Here is a 17,605-nt window from a genome sequence, read left to right as displayed (position 1 = left end):
TTATGAATGACATCTATGACTCAGATAGTCAGCCACAAAAACTAGTCTTGTCCTTCAAACCTTTTAAAGATCAGTACATTGTATCCATTCCGGATCATAACGCCTATACTTTTATAACCAGTAGCATTCAGGAGGGAATTGAATATGTGGAAGAAAAAAGAGAGGAAATTAGAATTTGCAAGCCCCTTAACTTACCTAAAATACTTGAAGATAAATCAGCTTCAGATATTTTAGTATTTTTAAAATAATCTTCAACTCGGACAAAATGTCCGAGTTACGATCTTGACAAGATAAATCCCATATTAATTGGGATTTATCTTGTCAGAAGGAAGGTCAACTGTGCAAGTGTTTGAAATAATATTCTATGATAAAGAGGACGAAACTGTTTGAGCTTTTATACTGTTCTTGCCAACTTATTGACATAAGGCCTTTTCATCTTGCCACTATCTTGATTTTTTATTTGATATGATGTGATTACGACAAGGAATGTCAATGGTCTTAAGTGTGAAAGATATTATGAGGTGACTACCATGGACTGAATGAAAATTATTCTTCGGGGATTAGTAATCCTTTTATCTGCTCTTTGCACAATCCAATGGTAGGTAAATATGCGTCTTTAAAGATAATGTATATTTTTAATTTTTAAGCAATCAGGAGATGGGAAAATGGGAATGGGATTGGTATTAGCAATAGCTGGTCTAATCGGTCTTGGCTTATTGGCATATTTATTTTATGTCTTATTTAGAGGTGAAGAGTTATGAGCTACATTATATGGCAGGATGTTTGCTTTATCGTTCTCCTGGTGAGCCTGTCTATTCCACTAGGTATTTTTATATATAAAGTTATGACCGGTCAAAAGGTATTTCTGACTCGTGTGCTTGAACCTGTGGAAAAAGGAATTTATAAACTGATGGGCGTAGAGGGTAATGAAGAAATGAGCGCAAAAAGGTATGCGCTTTCTGCCCTTTTATTTAGTGCGGTCGGTCTTGTTTTCCTTTGGCTTTTACAAATTCTGCAAGGCTTTCTACCATTTAACCCGGAAAGAATGGAAGGTACAAGCTGGCATCTGGCTTTTAATACAGCGGCGAGCTTTGTTTCCAATACGAATTGGCAAGCATATTCGGGGGAATCTACGCTGTCTTATCTGACTCAGTTTTTAGGGCTTACTGTACAGAATTTTGTATCGGCGGCAACGGGCATCGCCGTTCTCTTTGCACTGATCAGGGGCTTTATCCTTAAACAGAAAAAGTCTCTCGGCAGCTTTTGGGTAGACTTGACGAAAACAACGCTTTATGTGCTACTTCCACTGTCTTTCATTGTTGCTATTTTATTGGTTTCACAAGGTGTTGTGCAAACATTCAGCCAATACAAAGATGTTGCTATGCTGGAAAGTGGTGCTGTACAAACCATTCCATTAGGCCCTGCGGCAAGCCAGATTGCAATCAAACAGCTTGGAACAAACGGCGGCGGATTTTTCGGAATGAACTCCGCCTTTCCGCTGGAGAATCCCACGCCGTTTACTAACTTGATACAGGTCTTGTCTATTCTGCTGATTCCTGCTGCACTTTGTGTTGCCTTTGGAAAAGCGGTGAAGGACAGCAACCAAGGGCGATCCATTTACATTGCGATGATGGTCTTTTTTGTTGCCGCGCTTGTTGTTACAACCACCAGTGAGCAGTTTGCAGCGCCAATATTTGAAGGCGTTGTAGCCTCCGGCAGTATGGAAGGTAAAGAAATCATACACGGCATCGGTGCGTCCTCTCTGTGGGCAACAGCTACTACGGCGGCGTCAAATGGTTCTGTGAATGCCATGCACGACAGCCTTACTCCGCTTGGCGGCATGATTCCTATGTTCCTGATGCAGCTCGGTGAAATTGTTTTTGGTGGTGTGGGAAGCGGACTTTACGGAATGCTGGCTTTTGTCCTGCTCACAGTATTTATTGCGGGGCTGATGGTCGGTAGAACACCGGAATATTTAGGGAAAAAGGTCGAGCCGTTTGATATGAAAATGGTTTGCCTGATCATTCTCGCCCCTCCGCTTTTAACGCTACTCGGTACTGCTGCCGCCGTTGTTATGCCGGATACAGCGTCATGGCTGACCAATTCTGGCGCTCACGGTTTTTCAGAAATACTATATGCTTTTTCCTCTATGGCAAACAACAACGGCAGCGCCTTTGGCGGCTTCACTGCAAACACTGTGTATATGAATGTTTTAGGCGGGGTTATTATGCTGCTGGTTCGATTTATTCCAGTTGTAGCTACTATTTTTCTGGCTGAAAATATGGCGCAGAAGAAAACTGTTGCGGTCAGCGAGGGAACACTGTCTACCAGCAATACCATGTTTGTCGGGCTTTTAATCGGGGTTATCCTGATAATCGGAGCACTGAGCTTTTTGCCTGCGCTGGCTCTTGGACCGATTGCCGACTACTTTACATCCCGATAGAAAGAGGCGATTAAAATGGAAATAAAAAGTAAGCATAAAGGTATATTCGCTGATGCTCTAAGGCAATCCTTTGTAAAACTTTCCCCCCGCATACAGGTGAAAAATCCTGTGATGCTGGTGGTCTATATAGGCGCTATTTTGACAACTGTTCTGTATGTGCTTTCGTTTGCGGGGCTAAAAGATGAAAGTGCGGAATACACCCTCGCCATAGCGCTGATTCTGTGGTTTACAGTACTGTTTGCCAATTTTGCGGAGGCCATTGCCGAAGGACGTGGACGCGCGCAGGCCGACAGCCTGCGCAGCGCGAGAAAAGACGTAAAGGCAAAAAAGCTGAATTCCGCATCTAACACGGAAGACTATACCGAAGTACTGTCCAACTCACTCAAAAAGGGCGACATTGTATACGTCAAGGCTGGCGACCAAATCCCTATGGACGGCGAAGTGATTGATGGCGCTGCATCTGTAGATGAAAGCGCCATCACGGGAGAGTCCGCACCTGTTATTCGTGAATCAGGCGGCGACCGAAGCGCCGTTACCGGAGGAACAACTTTAGTATCCGACTGGCTAATTATTGAAGTAACGGCGGAAGCGGGAGAAAGCTTCCTTGATAAAATGATTGCCATGGTGGAAGGAGCGACCAGAAAAAAGACCCCCAATGAGATTGCGTTGCAAATTTTGCTGGTGACACTTACCATCATTTTTCTTGTAGTTACAGCGACATTGCTTCCTTTCTCAGACTTTGCAAGCGGCCAGGCAAGGTCAGGCTCCGCTATTTCGATTACCAACTTGATTGCCCTTTTTGTATGCCTTGCACCCACGACGATTGGCGCACTCCTTTCCTCTATTGGTATCGCAGGCATGAGCCGCCTAAATCAGGCAAATGTGCTGGCAATGAGCGGGCGTGCCATTGAAGCCGCCGGGGATGTGGATGTGCTCTTGCTGGATAAGACCGGAACCATTACATTGGGAAACCGACAGGCCAGCGAATTCTTACCGATAAATGGTGTAACCGAGCAGGAGCTTGCCGATGCCGCTCAGCTTTCTTCTTTTGCCGACGAAACCGCCGAAGGAAGAAGTATCGTTGTTTTAGCAAAGGAGAAATTTGGAATACGAGGCCGGGAACTTTCAAAACTGAATGCCACATTTGTACCGTTTACCGCAAAAACAAGAATGAGCGGTATTGATTATCAGAATAATGAGGTTCGTAAAGGGGCCGCAGATGCTATAAAAGCGTATGTGCTAGAAAAAGGCGGTGAGTACTCGGGCGAATGCGGCCAACTTGTGAAGCGTGTTGCCAGAGAGGGTGGAACCCCTCTTGTGGTAGCGAAAAACAATCAGGTGCTGGGTGTTATCTATTTGAAGGACATTGTAAAAAAAGGCGTGAAGGAGCGTTTTGAAGACCTGCGAAAGATGGGCATAAAGACCATTATGATTACAGGCGACAACCCCATGACGGCAGCGGCTATTGCGGCAGAGGCGGGTGTGGACGATTTTCTGGCCGAGGCTACGCCGGAGGCAAAGCTGACGCTTATCCGTGATTATCAGGCAAAAGGTCACTTAGTTGCCATGACGGGTGATGGCACCAATGACGCCCCTGCACTTGCACAGGCTGATGTAGCCGTAGCCATGAACTCTGGTACGCAGGCAGCAAAGGAAGCGGGCAATATGGTAGATTTGGATTCCAGCCCCACAAAGCTCATTGACATCGTGCGGATCGGCAAGCAGCTCCTGATGACAAGAGGCTCGTTGACTACTTTCAGCGTGGCAAACGATGTGGCGAAATACTTTGCCATCATCCCCGTTCTTTTCTTTGGGATTTACCCTCAGCTTGCCGCCCTCAATTTTATGGCACTGACCAGCGCCACAAGCGCCATGCTCTCTGCAATTATTTATAACGCATTGATTATCATTGCACTCATCCCGCTGGCGCTGAAAGGCGTGAAATACCGCGAACTACCTGCCGGAAAGCTGTTAAAACGAAATATCCTGATTTACGGCTTGGGTGGAATAGCCGCACCCTTTGCCGCCATTAAGCTGATTGATATGATTTTGACCGCTTGCGGCCTTGTGTGAGGTGGAAAAATATGAAATTATTAAAACCTGCATTGATATGCTTTGGCGTGATGACGCTGCTTTGCGGTGTACTCTATACCATGGCAGTAACGGGTATTGCACAGTTGGTATTTCCGAATCAGGCAAACGGCAGTGTAATAACCGTTACTTTGAGAGACGGGACACAAAAAAACTATGGCTCCGAACTGATTGCACAGGAATTCACAAAACCGGAGTATCTGATTGGCAGACCCGGAGGCGTGAGCAACCTTTCCCCTGTGAGTAAAGAACAAAAAAAGCTTGTGCAGGAGCGCACCGACTGGTGGCATTCCTTTGACCCGAATAATAAAGCTGATATCCCGATGGATTTGGTAACAGCCTCCGGCAGCGGTGTAGATCCAAACATCTCACCGGCAGCGGCGGAGTATCAAGTGGCAAGAATCGCTACAGCCAGAAATATGACAGAGGATGAAGTAAGAAATATAATTAAGGCCTGTACAAGTGGACGTTTTCTTGGATTTATCGGGGAATCGGCTGTCAATGTTCTTAAGGTTAATTTAGCACTGGATGGTTTGATTTAATTAATAGTATTCGGATATTCACAGAAAGCGGTGCTGCTCGTAATGCATAAGAGCAGCACCAACATGATTTGTGGAGGTGAAAACTGTGGAATGGCTAGATAAATTGGATGCAAAGCAAAAATCATCTGTGCTATGCGGCAGGATTAGAAAGCTGGTAAAACGACAGGACTATCAGCAAAGCGAATTGTTTATCAAAAAAGCTATAGGTAATGATATTCATGCCCCCGAACCCACACAATCTACTTGGCTTGCTTTTGGAAGCACAGGGCAATCATTTAACAGCTATGAAGCATTTTAGGGCTGCATGGGCGCTTGACCCCACTTACTTTCCCGTAAGGCAAAATATGAATTGCTTCGGCGGCTGCTCTCCAAAAGGGAAATGAGCATTTAACGACTCAGACTCTCCACAGGAAAAGAAAGAAAAAAATAAATATATTGTTGAACTAAGATTCGCATGGTATCGGAAATGCGGCCAAAAGAGATTGAATAAAGAGAGTACATATATTACTCAGAGATTATCATTGATATAATCAATGATTGTGATATGATATTAAGTTATAAAGGTGGTGACCAGTCAATGAATCCATTCAATCAGCGACCCGATCCCGATGATATTTTAGATGAGATTCAGGATAACAATGATAAAGGATTGGGTAGGTTAAAAATATTTTTTGGATATGCCGCAGGTGTCGGAAAAACCTATGCCATGCTAGATGATGCACAGGAGCGGTATAAGAGTGGCGTGGATGTTATGGTTGGCTACATTGAGCCTCATACACGCCCGGAAACCATACAGCTTCTGCAGGGTCTGCCAGTGTTGCCGCCTAAAATGATCTTATATAGGAACCTTGAGCTAAAAGAATTTGATTTAGACGAAGCATTAAGGCGCAAGCCGGAGCTGATTTTGGTCGATGAGCTGGCCCACACAAATGCGGAAGGCAGGCGAAATAGAAAAAGGTATCAGGATATAGAGGAATTGTTAAGTGCTGGAATTGATGTATATACGACTGTCAATGTTCAGCACATGGAAAGCCTCAATGATGTGATTGAGAACATCACAAAAATCAAGGTGCAGGAAACAGTGCCGGATTATATCTTTGATCGGGCAGATAAAATCAAACTGGTAGATATTGAGCCGGACGAACTACTGCGACGCTTTGAGTCAGGGAAAATATACCGCCCTGAACGTGCGGAAACGGCTATGCACAATTTCTTTACACATGAGAATCTGCGGCTGTTGCGTGAAATTGCTTTGCGTTGTACAGCAGATAAAATTAGCTATGAGAATCAGAATGAGCGGCGTCTATCAGAAAAGAGAGCAAACACCAAACTGCTGGTATGTATTGGCCCCTCCCCGTCATCTGCAAGGTGCATTCGATGGACGGCGCGGGCCGCTGAAGCCTTTCACGCACATTGGATTGCTTTATATGTCGAAAGTATTGAAAGTGACCACCTTACCAAAGAGCAGAAGAAGACAATCCGAGCCAATATGGATTTGGCCGAAAAACTTGGCGCGGAGAATGTTACCCTCACCGGGCACGATATTGCCATCACTGTATCCGAATATGCTAAGCTCTCCGGCATAACTAATATTGTAGTTGGCAAGAGCAGAAATAAAAAAACAATTAAAAATCTGTTTGAGTTAGATTTTGAGGATAAGTTGATTTCTCTATTACCAAGCATAGAGGTTCATATTATACCTGGTAGCGACACCCGCCGAAGCTATAAAAAGCCCCGCAAGATAAAGCAAAATAAAAACTTTAACTTGTCTTGGGCAGATACCGCGAAAACAATTCCTCTTTTGGCCGCTACTACCTTGCTTTCATTTGGGCTGCGGGAGCTTGACATCGGAGACCAGAATATCATTATGGTCTATATCCTTTCTGTTCTGCTCATTTCACGTGTTACGGAAGGATATTTGTACGGCATCGTCGCTTCTGTAATTAGTGTATTAACCTTTAATTTCTTATTTACAGAGCCTTATTTTACTTTTAACGCCATACAGGCCGGGTACCCCATTACTTTCCTAATTATGCTGTTGGTAGCTGTGATTACAAGCACCTTGACTGTACGCATTAAAACAGAAGCCAAGCTTGCGGTGCAAAGGGAACACCGCACTGAGGTTCTGTACGAAATCAATAAAAAGCTACTTGCCACAAGGGGCCTCGAAAATATTATTACACTTACAAACAATTATATTGTCAACCTGTTTAACCGTTCCGTCGTCTTTTTCATTACAGACCCCGGAGAGGAAGAAGATGGCAGCGTAATGCAGGCGCAGGAGGATGTAGATGGCTCGTTTCTAAATTCTGCTGATGAAAAAGCGGTCGCACATTGGGTATTTCTCAACCAGAAGCAGGCTGGAGCGGGAACCAATACGCTGATGGGGTCGGGAGCGTTTTATATGCCCGTAATCTCCCAGGGAAAAGTTCTCGCGGTTTGGGGGATCTCTTGTGTCAAAGGTAATCTTGATCATAATACCCGCCTGTTTTTACGCATGATTGCTTCACAGGTCGCAATGGCTTTGGAGCGTCAGCACTTGTCTAATGAGCAACGCGATATTATGCTGGAGTCGGAAAAGGAAAAAATGAGGAGCACTCTATTAAGGGCAATCTCTCACGATCTGCGTACACCCCTTTCCGGCATTTTAGGAGCCAGCTCTGCGATACGTGAAAATGGTAAAAGTCTTGATGAAGGCACTCGGGACAAATTAGTAGCCAACATTCAGGAGGAATCTCAGTGGCTGATACGCATGGTGGAAAACCTGCTTTCCGTTACACGAATCAATGAAAACGCCTCGAATCTGACGAAAAGCCCGGAAGCAGCAGAAGAAGTCGTGGGAGAAGCCGTTAGTCGAATCAAGCAAAGATTTCCCCAACGGGAAATCACCGTTCATGTGCCCGATGAATTTTTGGAGGTCCCTATGGACGGAACCTTAATTGTGCAGGTTCTTATTAATCTTCTTGAAAATGCTATTAAGTATTCCACCAGCGATTCTCCCATCGAAATCCGTTTAGAGAAAAATAGAGATTCGGCCCAGTTTGAGGTGCTGGATCGGGGAAAAGGAATTTCCGAAGAGGACTTCCCTTACCTTCTTACAAGCTACAAACCTACTCTCAATAAAAGTCCTGATTCTTCAAGAGGAATGGGAATTGGCCTGTCAATTTGCAAGACGATCGTAAAAGCACACAATGGCAAATTAGAAGCGGAAAACAGAAAAGAAGGCGGGGCGATCTTTCGGTTCACTCTACCGCTGGAAAGAAGTGAGTAAGGATGGAGATAAAGCCGTTAATTTTGGTTATCGAAGACGATACAGCCATCTGTAATTTTATCTCGGCTGTTCTAACATCGAATGACTATCAGGTTGTTCAGGCAAAAACAGCAAAAGAAGGACTTGCCATGTTTACATCCCATGCCCCAGATGTGGTCCTTCTGGATTTAGGGCTGCCGGATATTGACGGCGTGGAGGTATTAAAACAAATACGTGAGTGGTCAAAAACACCTATCGTGGTGGTTTCTGCGCGCGGTCATGAGCGTGAAAAGGTTGTGGCTCTTGATTTTGGGGCGGACGATTATATTGTAAAGCCTTTTGGGACTTCTGAATTACTTGCCCGAATACGTACTGCAATCCGGCATAGTCCCAGAGCCATAGGTGGAGAAGCCCTTGGTGAAGATAATATGACTATTGGTGATCTTGAAATTGATTACGGCAAGAGGATGGTATTTCTTGCCGGAGAGAAAATTCATCTGACTCCTGTTGAATACAGAATCTTGGTTCTGCTTTCAAAAAATGCAGGAAAGGTTCTCACACATGATTATATCATGAAAGAAATATGGGGATTGTATGGAAACGACAGCCACACGCTGCGCGTTAACATGGCAAATATCCGAAGAAAGATAGAAGCAAATCCGGGAACGCCAAAGTATATTCTTACAGAAATGGGTGTCGGGTACCGAATGATTGAAGATTCACGCTAAAGATTGTCAAATCAATTCAAGATTCAGCTGGCCGCGGATAATACCCGGCCAGCTTTACTGCTTTTGACATATTTTACTACAAAATCGGCTCGGTAATTGATATTTCACTCATGAGATACATTGATTAGCAAGGTAAAGTCTTTTACTTGGCCAATACCAGAATACAGCTCTAATTTATAAAGGTCATGTCACTCTTGGAGTATCACGCGAAGATTTTAGAATAATATCAAATTCAAATGAATCCAGGCCCCCCTTTCCCCCACCCAAGGGAAACAAAAACGCTGTTTGGGTACTGCCACAGCTTGTATGCACTGTTAAATTTATGGAAATAACTAATAACGGAGGATTAAGGCAGCCTGTTTATAAAGGCTTACGTGATGATAAAGAGCCAATAGATCGTTAGGATAATCCAAAGTAGTTTTCCATATAAAATAAATAAGTCGGACAAAAAATGAACTGCACCCCATTTGTTAGACAGTATGATATACTGAAAACAAATGGGGTGCAGTTCAAAATGTCCGACTTCTTAGTCTATCTTCTATATTACGGAAATACAGTGTGATGCTCATGCAGACGGCGCGCAACACTGTCTGCGAGAATAAAGCTGATTTAATATTTCTTTCTCATAATAAACATAATGGGAAGCTTGACCTATTTCATAAAGCATTAACGCATGTTCCATTGCTTTCAAAATTTTATCCCTATGTAATCTGATAGTAATCAAATTTATATTTGTCGCTGTGCAAAAACATTTGGAAAACTGGAATATGTTTTTTTTGAGCAATAGAAATAACCCGTTCTTTAGCTGCGCTTTTGGAAGTCGCATTGTAGGAGCCTCGCTTAATAATTGGAAAACACGCCATTCTTTTTCATAACTCCAATCTTGACTTTTACATAATAGCCCTAACATAAGTTTTTCCAAAAAATCCGGCGGCAACTTTTTTGTCTTTATCATTTGCATCATTGCTTTTCCGCTAAACATTACCTTTGAAAGTAAAGGACGATTTTCTGTATAAATGACTGGAAACAGCATTAACTGTGTTGGCAACAAATCAGGGTATCTTCGTTCAATTAGTGTTGCAGTAAAATCATACTCCAAGCAAAATCCATAATGCTTATTTGCATAATGCGACCACATTAAAGAAGAATCCATTCGCTCGCTTAGGCAGGTAATACGAAATTGCTCGTCAATCAATTTTCGGCTTTTTACCATTGCTTCATTTGAAAGCTGATTGAATTTTTCTTTTATGTCATTAAGTTCTTTAATAGAAAAATCGTTCGCATCTCCTGATAGCTGGTAAGTATATCGCAAAAAATCAAATATTCCAAATACATTTCCGTCTCTGCTACTCATAAAGCTATCTGGTTCTGTTTCAATTTTGAGTTTCATATCACGGGGTGCAACTTTTAAAATAAAATCAACGTTTTTAGGATCACAATTTTTAGTTATAATTTCGCAAAAGGTGGGATTGTTATATAGAAGATCCACTATGACTTGTTTATCATGTATTGTCAAAGAATTTGCAACCAATTTCTTGAGCATATTAGGACTTTCATCAGATAAAGAGTGTAATAATTCTGCATACACGCTTGCTAAAGGATCTTCATCGGGGATCAATCCAGTAATAAGTTTTGTAAGAGATCCCAAATTTTCCGAAGTAATGGAGTCAGTGCTAAATTCATCTGTTGAATTGCCAAAAAGGAGTTTAATGGCCTTACGATTCTGTGGGGTCAATTGCTTCTTTTTTTTTAATTCTTGAAACAACAAATCCCTTATTAACTCCGACTGAGAAAAGCCCAAAAAACAATCAAAAGGATCATTGAACTTACTTGGATTTTGGAAAAACAAGATATTATTTTCAAAATTATCAATATTGTAATCTATCGTTGTTGAAGTACGACCAGCTTCATCACAAACATAGCAATATTTATATAAGGGGATGTTGGCATGCTCTATTTTTTCTGCTCTTAATTGAGTGCCCTCTTTGTTAAGATTGCAAGTAAAAAGTTTATGAATATAACTTTTTACCCAAGAATTATCACTATTAGGCATTTACCATTCCTCCTTTAATTCAAATACAAATGCAATATTTTATGTTCAGTATTCTGGCGACTGCCTCTTCTGTATTATCTACTTTTATAATTGCCCAGTATTGCTATCAGTTGCATAGCATTCGTTGTCCATGGCGATACTTCGCATAGGGAGTGATAATATGCAATCTGATAAAACATGTCCCATTCTGGAACAGTACTTGGCTTATCTCATTACAATTAAAGGACGTAGCCAAAATACAATTCTTGAGTATAGAATGGATTTGCTTCAATTCTTCCGTTATCTTGCAGCCCAACGAGGCATTACGGACGCCAGTTTTAAGTTCGCTGATGTGGATTTCATCCGTTCCATTCAACTGACCGATATGTACGGCTTCATCGCGTATCATCATGAAACGCTTCATAATTCGCCGGGCACACGATGCAGAAAGATCGTTTCAATCCGACAATTCTGGAAGTATCTCAAATTCAAGGCGCATATTGTAGATAATAATATTGCCGAAGAATTGGAAACGCCAAAGCTGCCCAAGCGTATCGTTCGCTGTATGACCTTAGAGGAATCAGTGCGACTCCTGATTGAAGCCAGCTCCACCTCAACACGAGATAACTGTATCATAACAATCTTCCTGAATTGTGCTTTGCGTTTATCTGAGTTAGCAGCCCTCAATGTTGAGCAGGTTGATAGCAATGTATTGACTGTAATTGGTAAGGGCAATAAAGAACGGAAAATATATATGACACCAGCAGTCAAGCAGGCCTTATCCAAATGGCTCCCGGTTCGCCAGTGCATGAATGTAGATACCAACGCGTTGTTCATTTCTCGGAATCATCAACGCCTCACTACGCGGTCCATTCAGAATGTTGTAAAGAAGCATATCATAGCTTCGGGCATCCCCCCAGAAGGCTTGTCCACGCATAAGCTCCGTCACACGGCAGCAACCCTCATGTACAAGTATGGGCATGTGGATATTCGATCCCTACAACAGATTCTCGGGCACGAAAGCATAGCAACTACGGAAATCTACACCCATGTCGATGACAACCAGCTTCATGCTGCCGTCAACGCCAACCCCTTAGCCATGATGTTCAACTGAACATCATGGCTATTAAACATAATACAACGCTCGGCAGACTGGAATTATTAATTGCGAAAAAAGGGGCGGTGGGGACAGAAAATTTTGCAGACTGCCCCATGCGCGGTTGCTTTTTGTGCAAAATCCCGTTAAGATAATGAAACCATGCAATCTGTGAGAGGAATTTGAGGGAACAAACATGAGTATATTGACAGTCAGTCATGTCAGTCACGGCTTCGGGGCCAGACAGATTTTAAAAGACGCGTCCTTCCGCTTGCTCAAAGGCGAGCATATCGGCCTTGTGGGCGCAAACGGCGAGGGAAAGACCACCTTTTTAGACATCATCACCGGCAAGCGGATGCCAGACGAGGGAACAGTGGAGTGGTGTAACCACATCACAACAGGGTATCTGGATCAGTTCAGCGTACTGGAGAAAGGAAAGACCATCCGCGATATTCTACGCTCCGCCTTTGCACCCCTGTACAAGCTGGAGCAGGAGCTGCTGGCAAATTATGACCGGATGGGCGAGTGCGAGGGTGATACGCTGGAGAAGCTGATGGAGGATGTGGGCGAAATTCAGGAGATTCTGGAGCAGTCCGGTTTCTACGTGATAGATTCCCGCATTGAGGAGTATGCCAACGGTCTGGGGCTGGGGGACATCGGACTGGAACGGGATGTCAGCGAGTTGTCCGGCGGTCAGCGGGCAAAAGTGCTTTTGACGAAGCTTCTGCTGGAAAACCCAATGATCCTGATTCTGGACGAGCCGACTAACTTTCTGGATGAGAACCACATCGCGTGGCTAAAACGGTTCCTGCAGAACTACGAGAACGCCTTCATTCTGGTATCCCACGATACTCCGTTCCTCAACGATGTGGTCAACGTGATCTATCATGTGGAGAACACTGTGCTGACCCGCTACTCCGGCGACTATGAGCAGTTTCGGGCACTCTATGACATCAAACGCCATCAGCTGGGACAGGCGTATGTGAAGCAGCAGAAGGAGATTGCCCAGCTGGAGGACTTTGTGGCCCGCAATAAGGCCCGTGCCGCCACCGCCACGCTGGCGCGGAGCCGTCAGAAGCGACTGGACAAGATGGATGTCATTGAACTGGGGATGGACAAGCCCAAGCCTGTCTTCTCTTTCACACCTGCCCGTACCCCTAGCCGCGAGGTCATCGTAGCCAAGCAACTGGTGCTGGGTTACAGCGAGCCGCTGACCCGTCCCGTGGATGTGACGGTGGAGCGCAACCAGAAAATCGCCATCCGCGGTGTCAACGGTCTGGGAAAATCTACGCTGCTGAAAACTCTGCTAGGCCTGATTCCGCCGGTGTCCGGTACGGTGGAGTTGGGTCAGTTTGCCGAGGTGGGATACTTCGAGCAGGAGGAGCGGGGCAACGACAACACGGCGCTGGTGGAGATCTGGCAGGAATTCCCCAAAATGAGCAACGGTGAGGTGCGGGGCGCGCTGGCGCGCTGCGGCCTGACCACCGAGCATATTACCACACAGATGCGGGTGCTCTCTGGTGGCGAGAACGCGAAGGTTCGGCTGTGCAAGCTGATGCTGCGCCCCATGAATCTGCTAGTGCTGGACGAACCCACCAACCATCTGGATGTGGACGCGAAGGACGCTCTGCGGGACGCCATCCGTGATTACAAGGGTACCATGCTGCTGGTGAGCCACGAACCGGAGTTTTACAGCGATCTGGTCACACAGGTGTGGAACGTGGAGGAGTGGACAACGAAGCTGATTTGATTTCGAATAAACATAATGGGTAGTTGGCTGCTATTCTATGTTATAAGGTTCATCTTAAAAATAACTAGCAGCTCTAACGTATACTTAAATGATTAGGACATACGAATAATGTTAAATTGAATAATGAACTGTTATTATGCGAAAAGTTCTGGAATGTTATATCTTACTTCTGTTGCTTCATGCCTAACACTCTTATTCTGGCATGACAATAAATCTGTTTTGATTCTATACTCGCCATCTTTTATGGTTATAAAATCTCTTTGATGGTTCTTGATGTATGTAGATGCCTCTCTTGAAAACCCATTTCGTTGCAATAGTATAGTTAGTGGATTTGTTGTTCCATACTCCACATATTCATACCAATCATTATTAAGCAAAGATAAATTATGGAACCTTTTATATTCAAGCGAAAAACGCAGAAAATAATTAGAAATTCGGAATAAAATTACATCTTCAATGGCATTAAGTGTAGATGATATTACTGCATTCTTGTGCTCTTTTGTATCATTATAAGCAATGATCTGACCATCAATTTCAACTCCACTAGCTGGATTTTTTTGTTTATAATCAATTGCTGCGTTCATAATAAAGCTCAATCCGTTACCAGACATCCACTGTAATAGAATCACTGTGTACCATTTTAGTTTTCCGAGTTGCTGTGTTTGCTGTGTGCGATAACCTAATGTGGATTTTTCATAAATCTCCCACTTGAAAACTCCACATAGCGTTTCGAGAAACTGGATAATAGCACTATAGTCAAACTTACCGTTAGTGCCAGAGTCAGGATATTTTAGCCCTTTTGCTATTGCTGTTGTTAGATTATCTATTTGATCAACCGATATATTAATGTCATCCCCTGTTTGGGGTTTAGAACTAAAAGCGGTCTTAATCTGAGATATCATGCCCTCATCGAGATAAGATGAAAATTCGTTGAGTACATAACTCTTATCATTGGAAGATAAAATATCTTGTAGTAGTATTATGGCAAACCGTCTCATAAGAGCATAATTATCGGCGGACTGATTATTTGGATATCGTAGTAATTCTATATTCCCTGCAATCAGACTTTCAACGATTTTTTGCTTTTGTACTTTTGTAAGTTCTGAAGCCAATGATAATTTTTGGTCTGGGACTTCCTTTTGCAATAATTCCTCAAATTTATTGTTACTTGTTCTTTCATCAACTTTAACTAAGATGACATTACCATATAGGTTAAATTCGATGCGCCCAACGCGACCAATAAGATTCCTGAAATCAACTGGAGACATATCGGAACGACCATTTTTATAGCTTGTTATAAACAGATTGTCTGCCGGAAGGTTTACCCCTTCCACCAAGGTGCTTGTACAAAAAATTGTTTTGATATCTCCTGCTTTGTAGAGTTCTTCAATCCGCATTCTAATATCTGACGGAAGATAACCTATGTGATATGCTACACCCTTTTCCAATGTTTCTGCGAGAAAATAATCTGCGTGTATTCCATTTTTGATGTCCTTGATTAACTCTTTTAGTTCTGGACTTATTTGTGTAGCAGAGGAATATTTTTTTGCGTAGTCTAATGCGTACGAAACCGCCTTTGCTGTAGAGCTGCAATATACAATATTTTGAGAGTTATTGTCCATCAATGAAATAAGCTCGCTGAGATCTACTGTTCTGCTAAAGCTACATACGTCGGCAAAGCTGCTATTATAATCATTATAAGAGCGAATTGAGTTCGTGGTAAGATCAACAAGATGTTTTGTCTGGCTAACAGGGGCGTAATCACAGGCAATTTCGGATAATTGACCTTTATCCACTAATGGGATAAGGTTTAGATATACTCCCGGGTTCGGAATATTGGGCGACGAAAAAATGATATGCGTCCCCGCGCTTCGTTCTGCAACCAAATCGATTACTTTATAGTAGAATGGGCTTCTGCTATCTCTGCTCGAAATTTTATGGGCCTCATCAATAAAAAGGTAGTCAAGTTTAAAATTCTTGTATTCTGTCAATAGATAGAGTAATCTCTCAGGTGTCATAACAAGAATAAAGTTGTGCTTCTGTTTGAGAACAATAGCGCCTGCCGAATTAATCATCCTATAATCCTTTTCGGCAAGCATGTCCTTCAAGTCATCAATCACTTTGCTTGATACTTCGTTTATTAGTGCTTTGGTAGGAACGAGTATAGCGAAATTATTCTTTTTTCCATCAAGAATTTGCTTTTTAATAAACATCCGCATAATAAATGATTTACCCATTGAAGTAGGGCCTGAATAGCTAAAGAATTGCTTATCCAGTTCGTCATACACTACTTTTTGCGATTTAAAAAAATGAAGTTCAGGATCAGCCGGAATACTCATTAATTTGCGGACATACTCGTTATATGACCGATCTAAAAGATCAGTACCCGTAAACATTGAGATATACTGTCCAAGACCACGGTAATTTCCGGCATTTGTTAATACAGAGCCTATATAAAACTTTATAGTTTCGTTTTCTGGATAAAGGGCATTCAAAAGGGCAACTATTTCCTGCGCCCAGATTTTATGTTTCTCTGATCTTTTGGAATGGACTGACTTTGAAAGAAGATCAGCAAAACGCAAAGCATGACTGATCTGTATCTGCCTTTTTGCGACCTTACTGTTTCCAAAAAGCATAAGAGAGTAGTTGTACAAAATATTATCGTACAATTCATTCAAGTAAGTATTTTTCTCTATGTCCCGATATAAAACATCTCCGAATCTTTTCGCCATTACTCTATTCCCCTTTTAGCTTTTTGATGATAGCGGCACGATCTGTTAAGGCATCATCAAAGGGCAGGACATAGAAATAGAATGAAAATGCTCCCAACGCTTTTCCTAAAATCTTTGAAGCTATATGAGCCACATTGTCTTGTATATCTTTTTTCATCTGATCCTGCACGGCCTGACGATATTTGGAATTTGAAAATTGATTAGCATCCAAACCGAGAGTATAGCCAAGAAAAACGCCAAATGCTTTATCTATCGGATAGCTTAAATCCCTCTTGCTCGGTACAATTTGCGCTTTTATGTAATTCGCTGTTGCATCATCAAAAGCTTCTTTGAAAATATTTGTCTCGATTAACCGGAGTTCATTATCAGGAGACGAATTTGCCTTTTCAAGAGAATCAAAAGCATCATTAATAGCGGTTTTCAAACTTCCTATTATTTTTGATTCACCAAGTATAAGTTGACAAAAAGGATTGCCATCTTCGTCATTACAGTTTAACAAATGGATTCCGTCGCTTCCATAAACATACTGGTTTTCAGAAGTTTTAAGTTCTATCTTGCTTAAAAGCTTTGGGGCATTTAGTTTTTGTTCTAGGAACAAATACAACAGTATCTCACCCAGTTCACCACCAGCACCGCTATCTTTTGAATTTTTAGCTGTTCTTAATAGTTCTTGGGCCTTTAGTCCAATTGCTTCTTCTTCATCATTGAGCTTAAATTTTTCAATTTCTGCTCTGGAAAATACATATCGGCCAATATTTTTCTGCAAGAATTGATGAAGGCCGATATGACTAAATGCATTATTCTGAACATCAAGACTAAATATACGGAAGCAGTTTGGATTGGCAAGTTTCAGATCCTCTGAATGCACCTCATAAAAGACAGAATCAAATCCTGCCCCTTTACTTGTAATATTCAAACCTCTAGGCTTGACCATTTTAACT

13 protein-coding genes and 1 pseudogene are annotated in these 17,605 nt (G+C 42.6%); 11 read left to right on the top strand and 3 right to left on the bottom strand.

Annotated features, from left to right (window positions below; genetic code table 11):
* Window positions 1–2: 2 nt before the first annotated feature.
* The 9 genes and pseudogenes from E7L17_RS06940 to E7L17_RS06900 all read left to right on the top strand — a co-directional run.
* Window positions 3–248, top strand: a complete 246-nt coding sequence (locus E7L17_RS06940) for a hypothetical protein (protein ID WP_316322530.1) — start codon at window positions 3–5, stop codon at window positions 246–248.
* A 417-nt stretch (window positions 249–665) separates the two neighbouring features.
* On the top strand, window positions 666–761 hold the full coding sequence (locus E7L17_RS06935; RefSeq protein WP_316322529.1) for a potassium-transporting ATPase subunit F: 96 nt from the start codon (window positions 666–668) through the stop codon (window positions 759–761).
* Complete coding sequence (kdpA, locus tag E7L17_RS06930; RefSeq protein ID WP_316322528.1) at window positions 758–2,443, top strand: potassium-transporting ATPase subunit KdpA; 1,686 nt, start codon at window positions 758–760, stop codon at window positions 2,441–2,443. The genes E7L17_RS06935 and kdpA overlap by 4 nt, the downstream gene beginning before the upstream one ends.
* Before the next feature lie 15 nt (window positions 2,444–2,458).
* Window positions 2,459–4,516: a potassium-transporting ATPase subunit KdpB gene (gene kdpB, locus E7L17_RS06925; RefSeq protein WP_316322527.1), complete on the top strand. Its 2,058-nt coding sequence runs from the start codon at window positions 2,459–2,461 to the stop codon at window positions 4,514–4,516.
* A gap of 11 nt (window positions 4,517–4,527) precedes the next feature.
* A complete protein-coding gene (gene kdpC / locus E7L17_RS06920) occupies window positions 4,528–5,076 on the top strand; it encodes a K(+)-transporting ATPase subunit C (protein WP_316322526.1) in 549 nt (182 codons plus the stop codon).
* Between the two features lie 85 nt (window positions 5,077–5,161).
* Window positions 5,162–5,374, top strand: coding sequence for a hypothetical protein (locus E7L17_RS06915; protein WP_316322525.1), 213 nt, complete (start codon window positions 5,162–5,164; stop codon window positions 5,372–5,374).
* Window positions 5,375–5,653: 279 nt separating this feature from the next.
* A complete protein-coding gene (locus E7L17_RS06910) occupies window positions 5,654–8,347 on the top strand; it encodes a sensor histidine kinase KdpD (RefSeq protein WP_316322524.1) in 2,694 nt (897 codons plus the stop codon).
* Between the two features lie 2 nt (window positions 8,348–8,349).
* Window positions 8,350–9,054: a response regulator transcription factor gene (locus tag E7L17_RS06905; protein WP_316322523.1), complete on the top strand. Its 705-nt coding sequence runs from the start codon at window positions 8,350–8,352 to the stop codon at window positions 9,052–9,054.
* 148 nt (window positions 9,055–9,202) lie between these two features.
* Window positions 9,203–9,457 (top strand): annotated as a pseudogene (locus E7L17_RS06900) (DNA ligase); the annotation flags it as partial.
* 162 nt (window positions 9,458–9,619) lie between these two features.
* Here the strand turns inward: E7L17_RS06900 and E7L17_RS06895 are convergent.
* Window positions 9,620–11,107, bottom strand: coding sequence for a DUF2971 domain-containing protein (locus tag E7L17_RS06895; protein WP_316322522.1), 1,488 nt, complete (start codon window positions 11,105–11,107; stop codon window positions 9,620–9,622).
* A 160-nt stretch (window positions 11,108–11,267) separates the two neighbouring features.
* On the opposite strand from E7L17_RS06895, the gene E7L17_RS06890 reads away from it, so the two are divergent.
* Together E7L17_RS06890 and E7L17_RS06885 are read left to right on the top strand one after the other, a co-directional pair.
* The gene (locus tag E7L17_RS06890) at window positions 11,268–12,200 is read left to right on the top strand and encodes a tyrosine recombinase XerC (RefSeq protein WP_316322521.1); all 933 of its coding nucleotides are present in this window, start codon (window positions 11,268–11,270) and stop codon (window positions 12,198–12,200) included.
* 178 nt (window positions 12,201–12,378) lie between these two features.
* Entirely contained in the window at window positions 12,379–13,932 is a 1,554-nt protein-coding gene (locus E7L17_RS06885) for an ABC-F family ATP-binding cassette domain-containing protein (RefSeq protein ID WP_316322520.1), read from the top strand.
* Between the two features lie 134 nt (window positions 13,933–14,066).
* Here E7L17_RS06885 and E7L17_RS06880 read toward each other — a convergent pair whose 3' ends face one another.
* Both E7L17_RS06880 and E7L17_RS06875 read right to left on the bottom strand, forming a co-directional pair.
* Entirely contained in the window at window positions 14,067–16,664 is a 2,598-nt protein-coding gene (locus E7L17_RS06880) for a DEAD/DEAH box helicase (RefSeq protein ID WP_316322519.1), read from the bottom strand.
* Between the two features lie 4 nt (window positions 16,665–16,668).
* The gene (locus E7L17_RS06875) at window positions 16,669–17,598 is read right to left on the bottom strand and encodes a DUF1837 domain-containing protein (protein WP_316322518.1); all 930 of its coding nucleotides are present in this window, start codon (window positions 17,596–17,598) and stop codon (window positions 16,669–16,671) included.
* Window positions 17,599–17,605 lie beyond the last annotated feature (7 nt).

The sequence above is a fragment of the Clostridium sp. genome, assembly GCF_032576335.1.
Taxonomy (GTDB): domain Bacteria; phylum Bacillota; class Clostridia; order Oscillospirales; family Acutalibacteraceae; genus Faecalispora.
The sequence above is the reverse complement of the archived record's forward strand: the minus strand, read 5'-3'. Positions and strand labels throughout refer to the sequence as shown.

What these genes read in the sequence shown, in the direction of transcription:
- E7L17_RS06895 (WP_316322522.1), bottom strand. Translation starts at nt 11,107, where the DNA reads ATGCCTAATAGTGATAATTCTTGGGTAAAAAGTTATATTCATAAACTT.
- E7L17_RS06890 (WP_316322521.1), top strand. Translation starts at nt 11,268, where the DNA reads ATGCAATCTGATAAAACATGTCCCATTCTGGAACAGTACTTGGCTTAT.
- kdpC (WP_316322526.1), top strand. Translation starts at nt 4,528, where the DNA reads ATGAAATTATTAAAACCTGCATTGATATGCTTTGGCGTGATGACGCTG.
- E7L17_RS06935 (WP_316322529.1), top strand. Translation starts at nt 666, where the DNA reads ATGGGAATGGGATTGGTATTAGCAATAGCTGGTCTAATCGGTCTTGGC.
- E7L17_RS06910 (WP_316322524.1), top strand. Translation starts at nt 5,654, where the DNA reads ATGAATCCATTCAATCAGCGACCCGATCCCGATGATATTTTAGATGAG.
- E7L17_RS06905 (WP_316322523.1), top strand. Translation starts at nt 8,350, where the DNA reads ATGGAGATAAAGCCGTTAATTTTGGTTATCGAAGACGATACAGCCATC.
- E7L17_RS06885 (WP_316322520.1), top strand. Translation starts at nt 12,379, where the DNA reads ATGAGTATATTGACAGTCAGTCATGTCAGTCACGGCTTCGGGGCCAGA.
- kdpB (WP_316322527.1), top strand. Translation starts at nt 2,459, where the DNA reads ATGGAAATAAAAAGTAAGCATAAAGGTATATTCGCTGATGCTCTAAGG.
- kdpA (WP_316322528.1), top strand. Translation starts at nt 758, where the DNA reads ATGAGCTACATTATATGGCAGGATGTTTGCTTTATCGTTCTCCTGGTG.
- E7L17_RS06875 (WP_316322518.1), bottom strand. Translation starts at nt 17,598, where the DNA reads ATGGTCAAGCCTAGAGGTTTGAATATTACAAGTAAAGGGGCAGGATTT.
- E7L17_RS06940 (WP_316322530.1), top strand. Translation starts at nt 3, where the DNA reads ATGAATGACATCTATGACTCAGATAGTCAGCCACAAAAACTAGTCTTG.
- E7L17_RS06880 (WP_316322519.1), bottom strand. Translation starts at nt 16,664, where the DNA reads ATGGCGAAAAGATTCGGAGATGTTTTATATCGGGACATAGAGAAAAAT.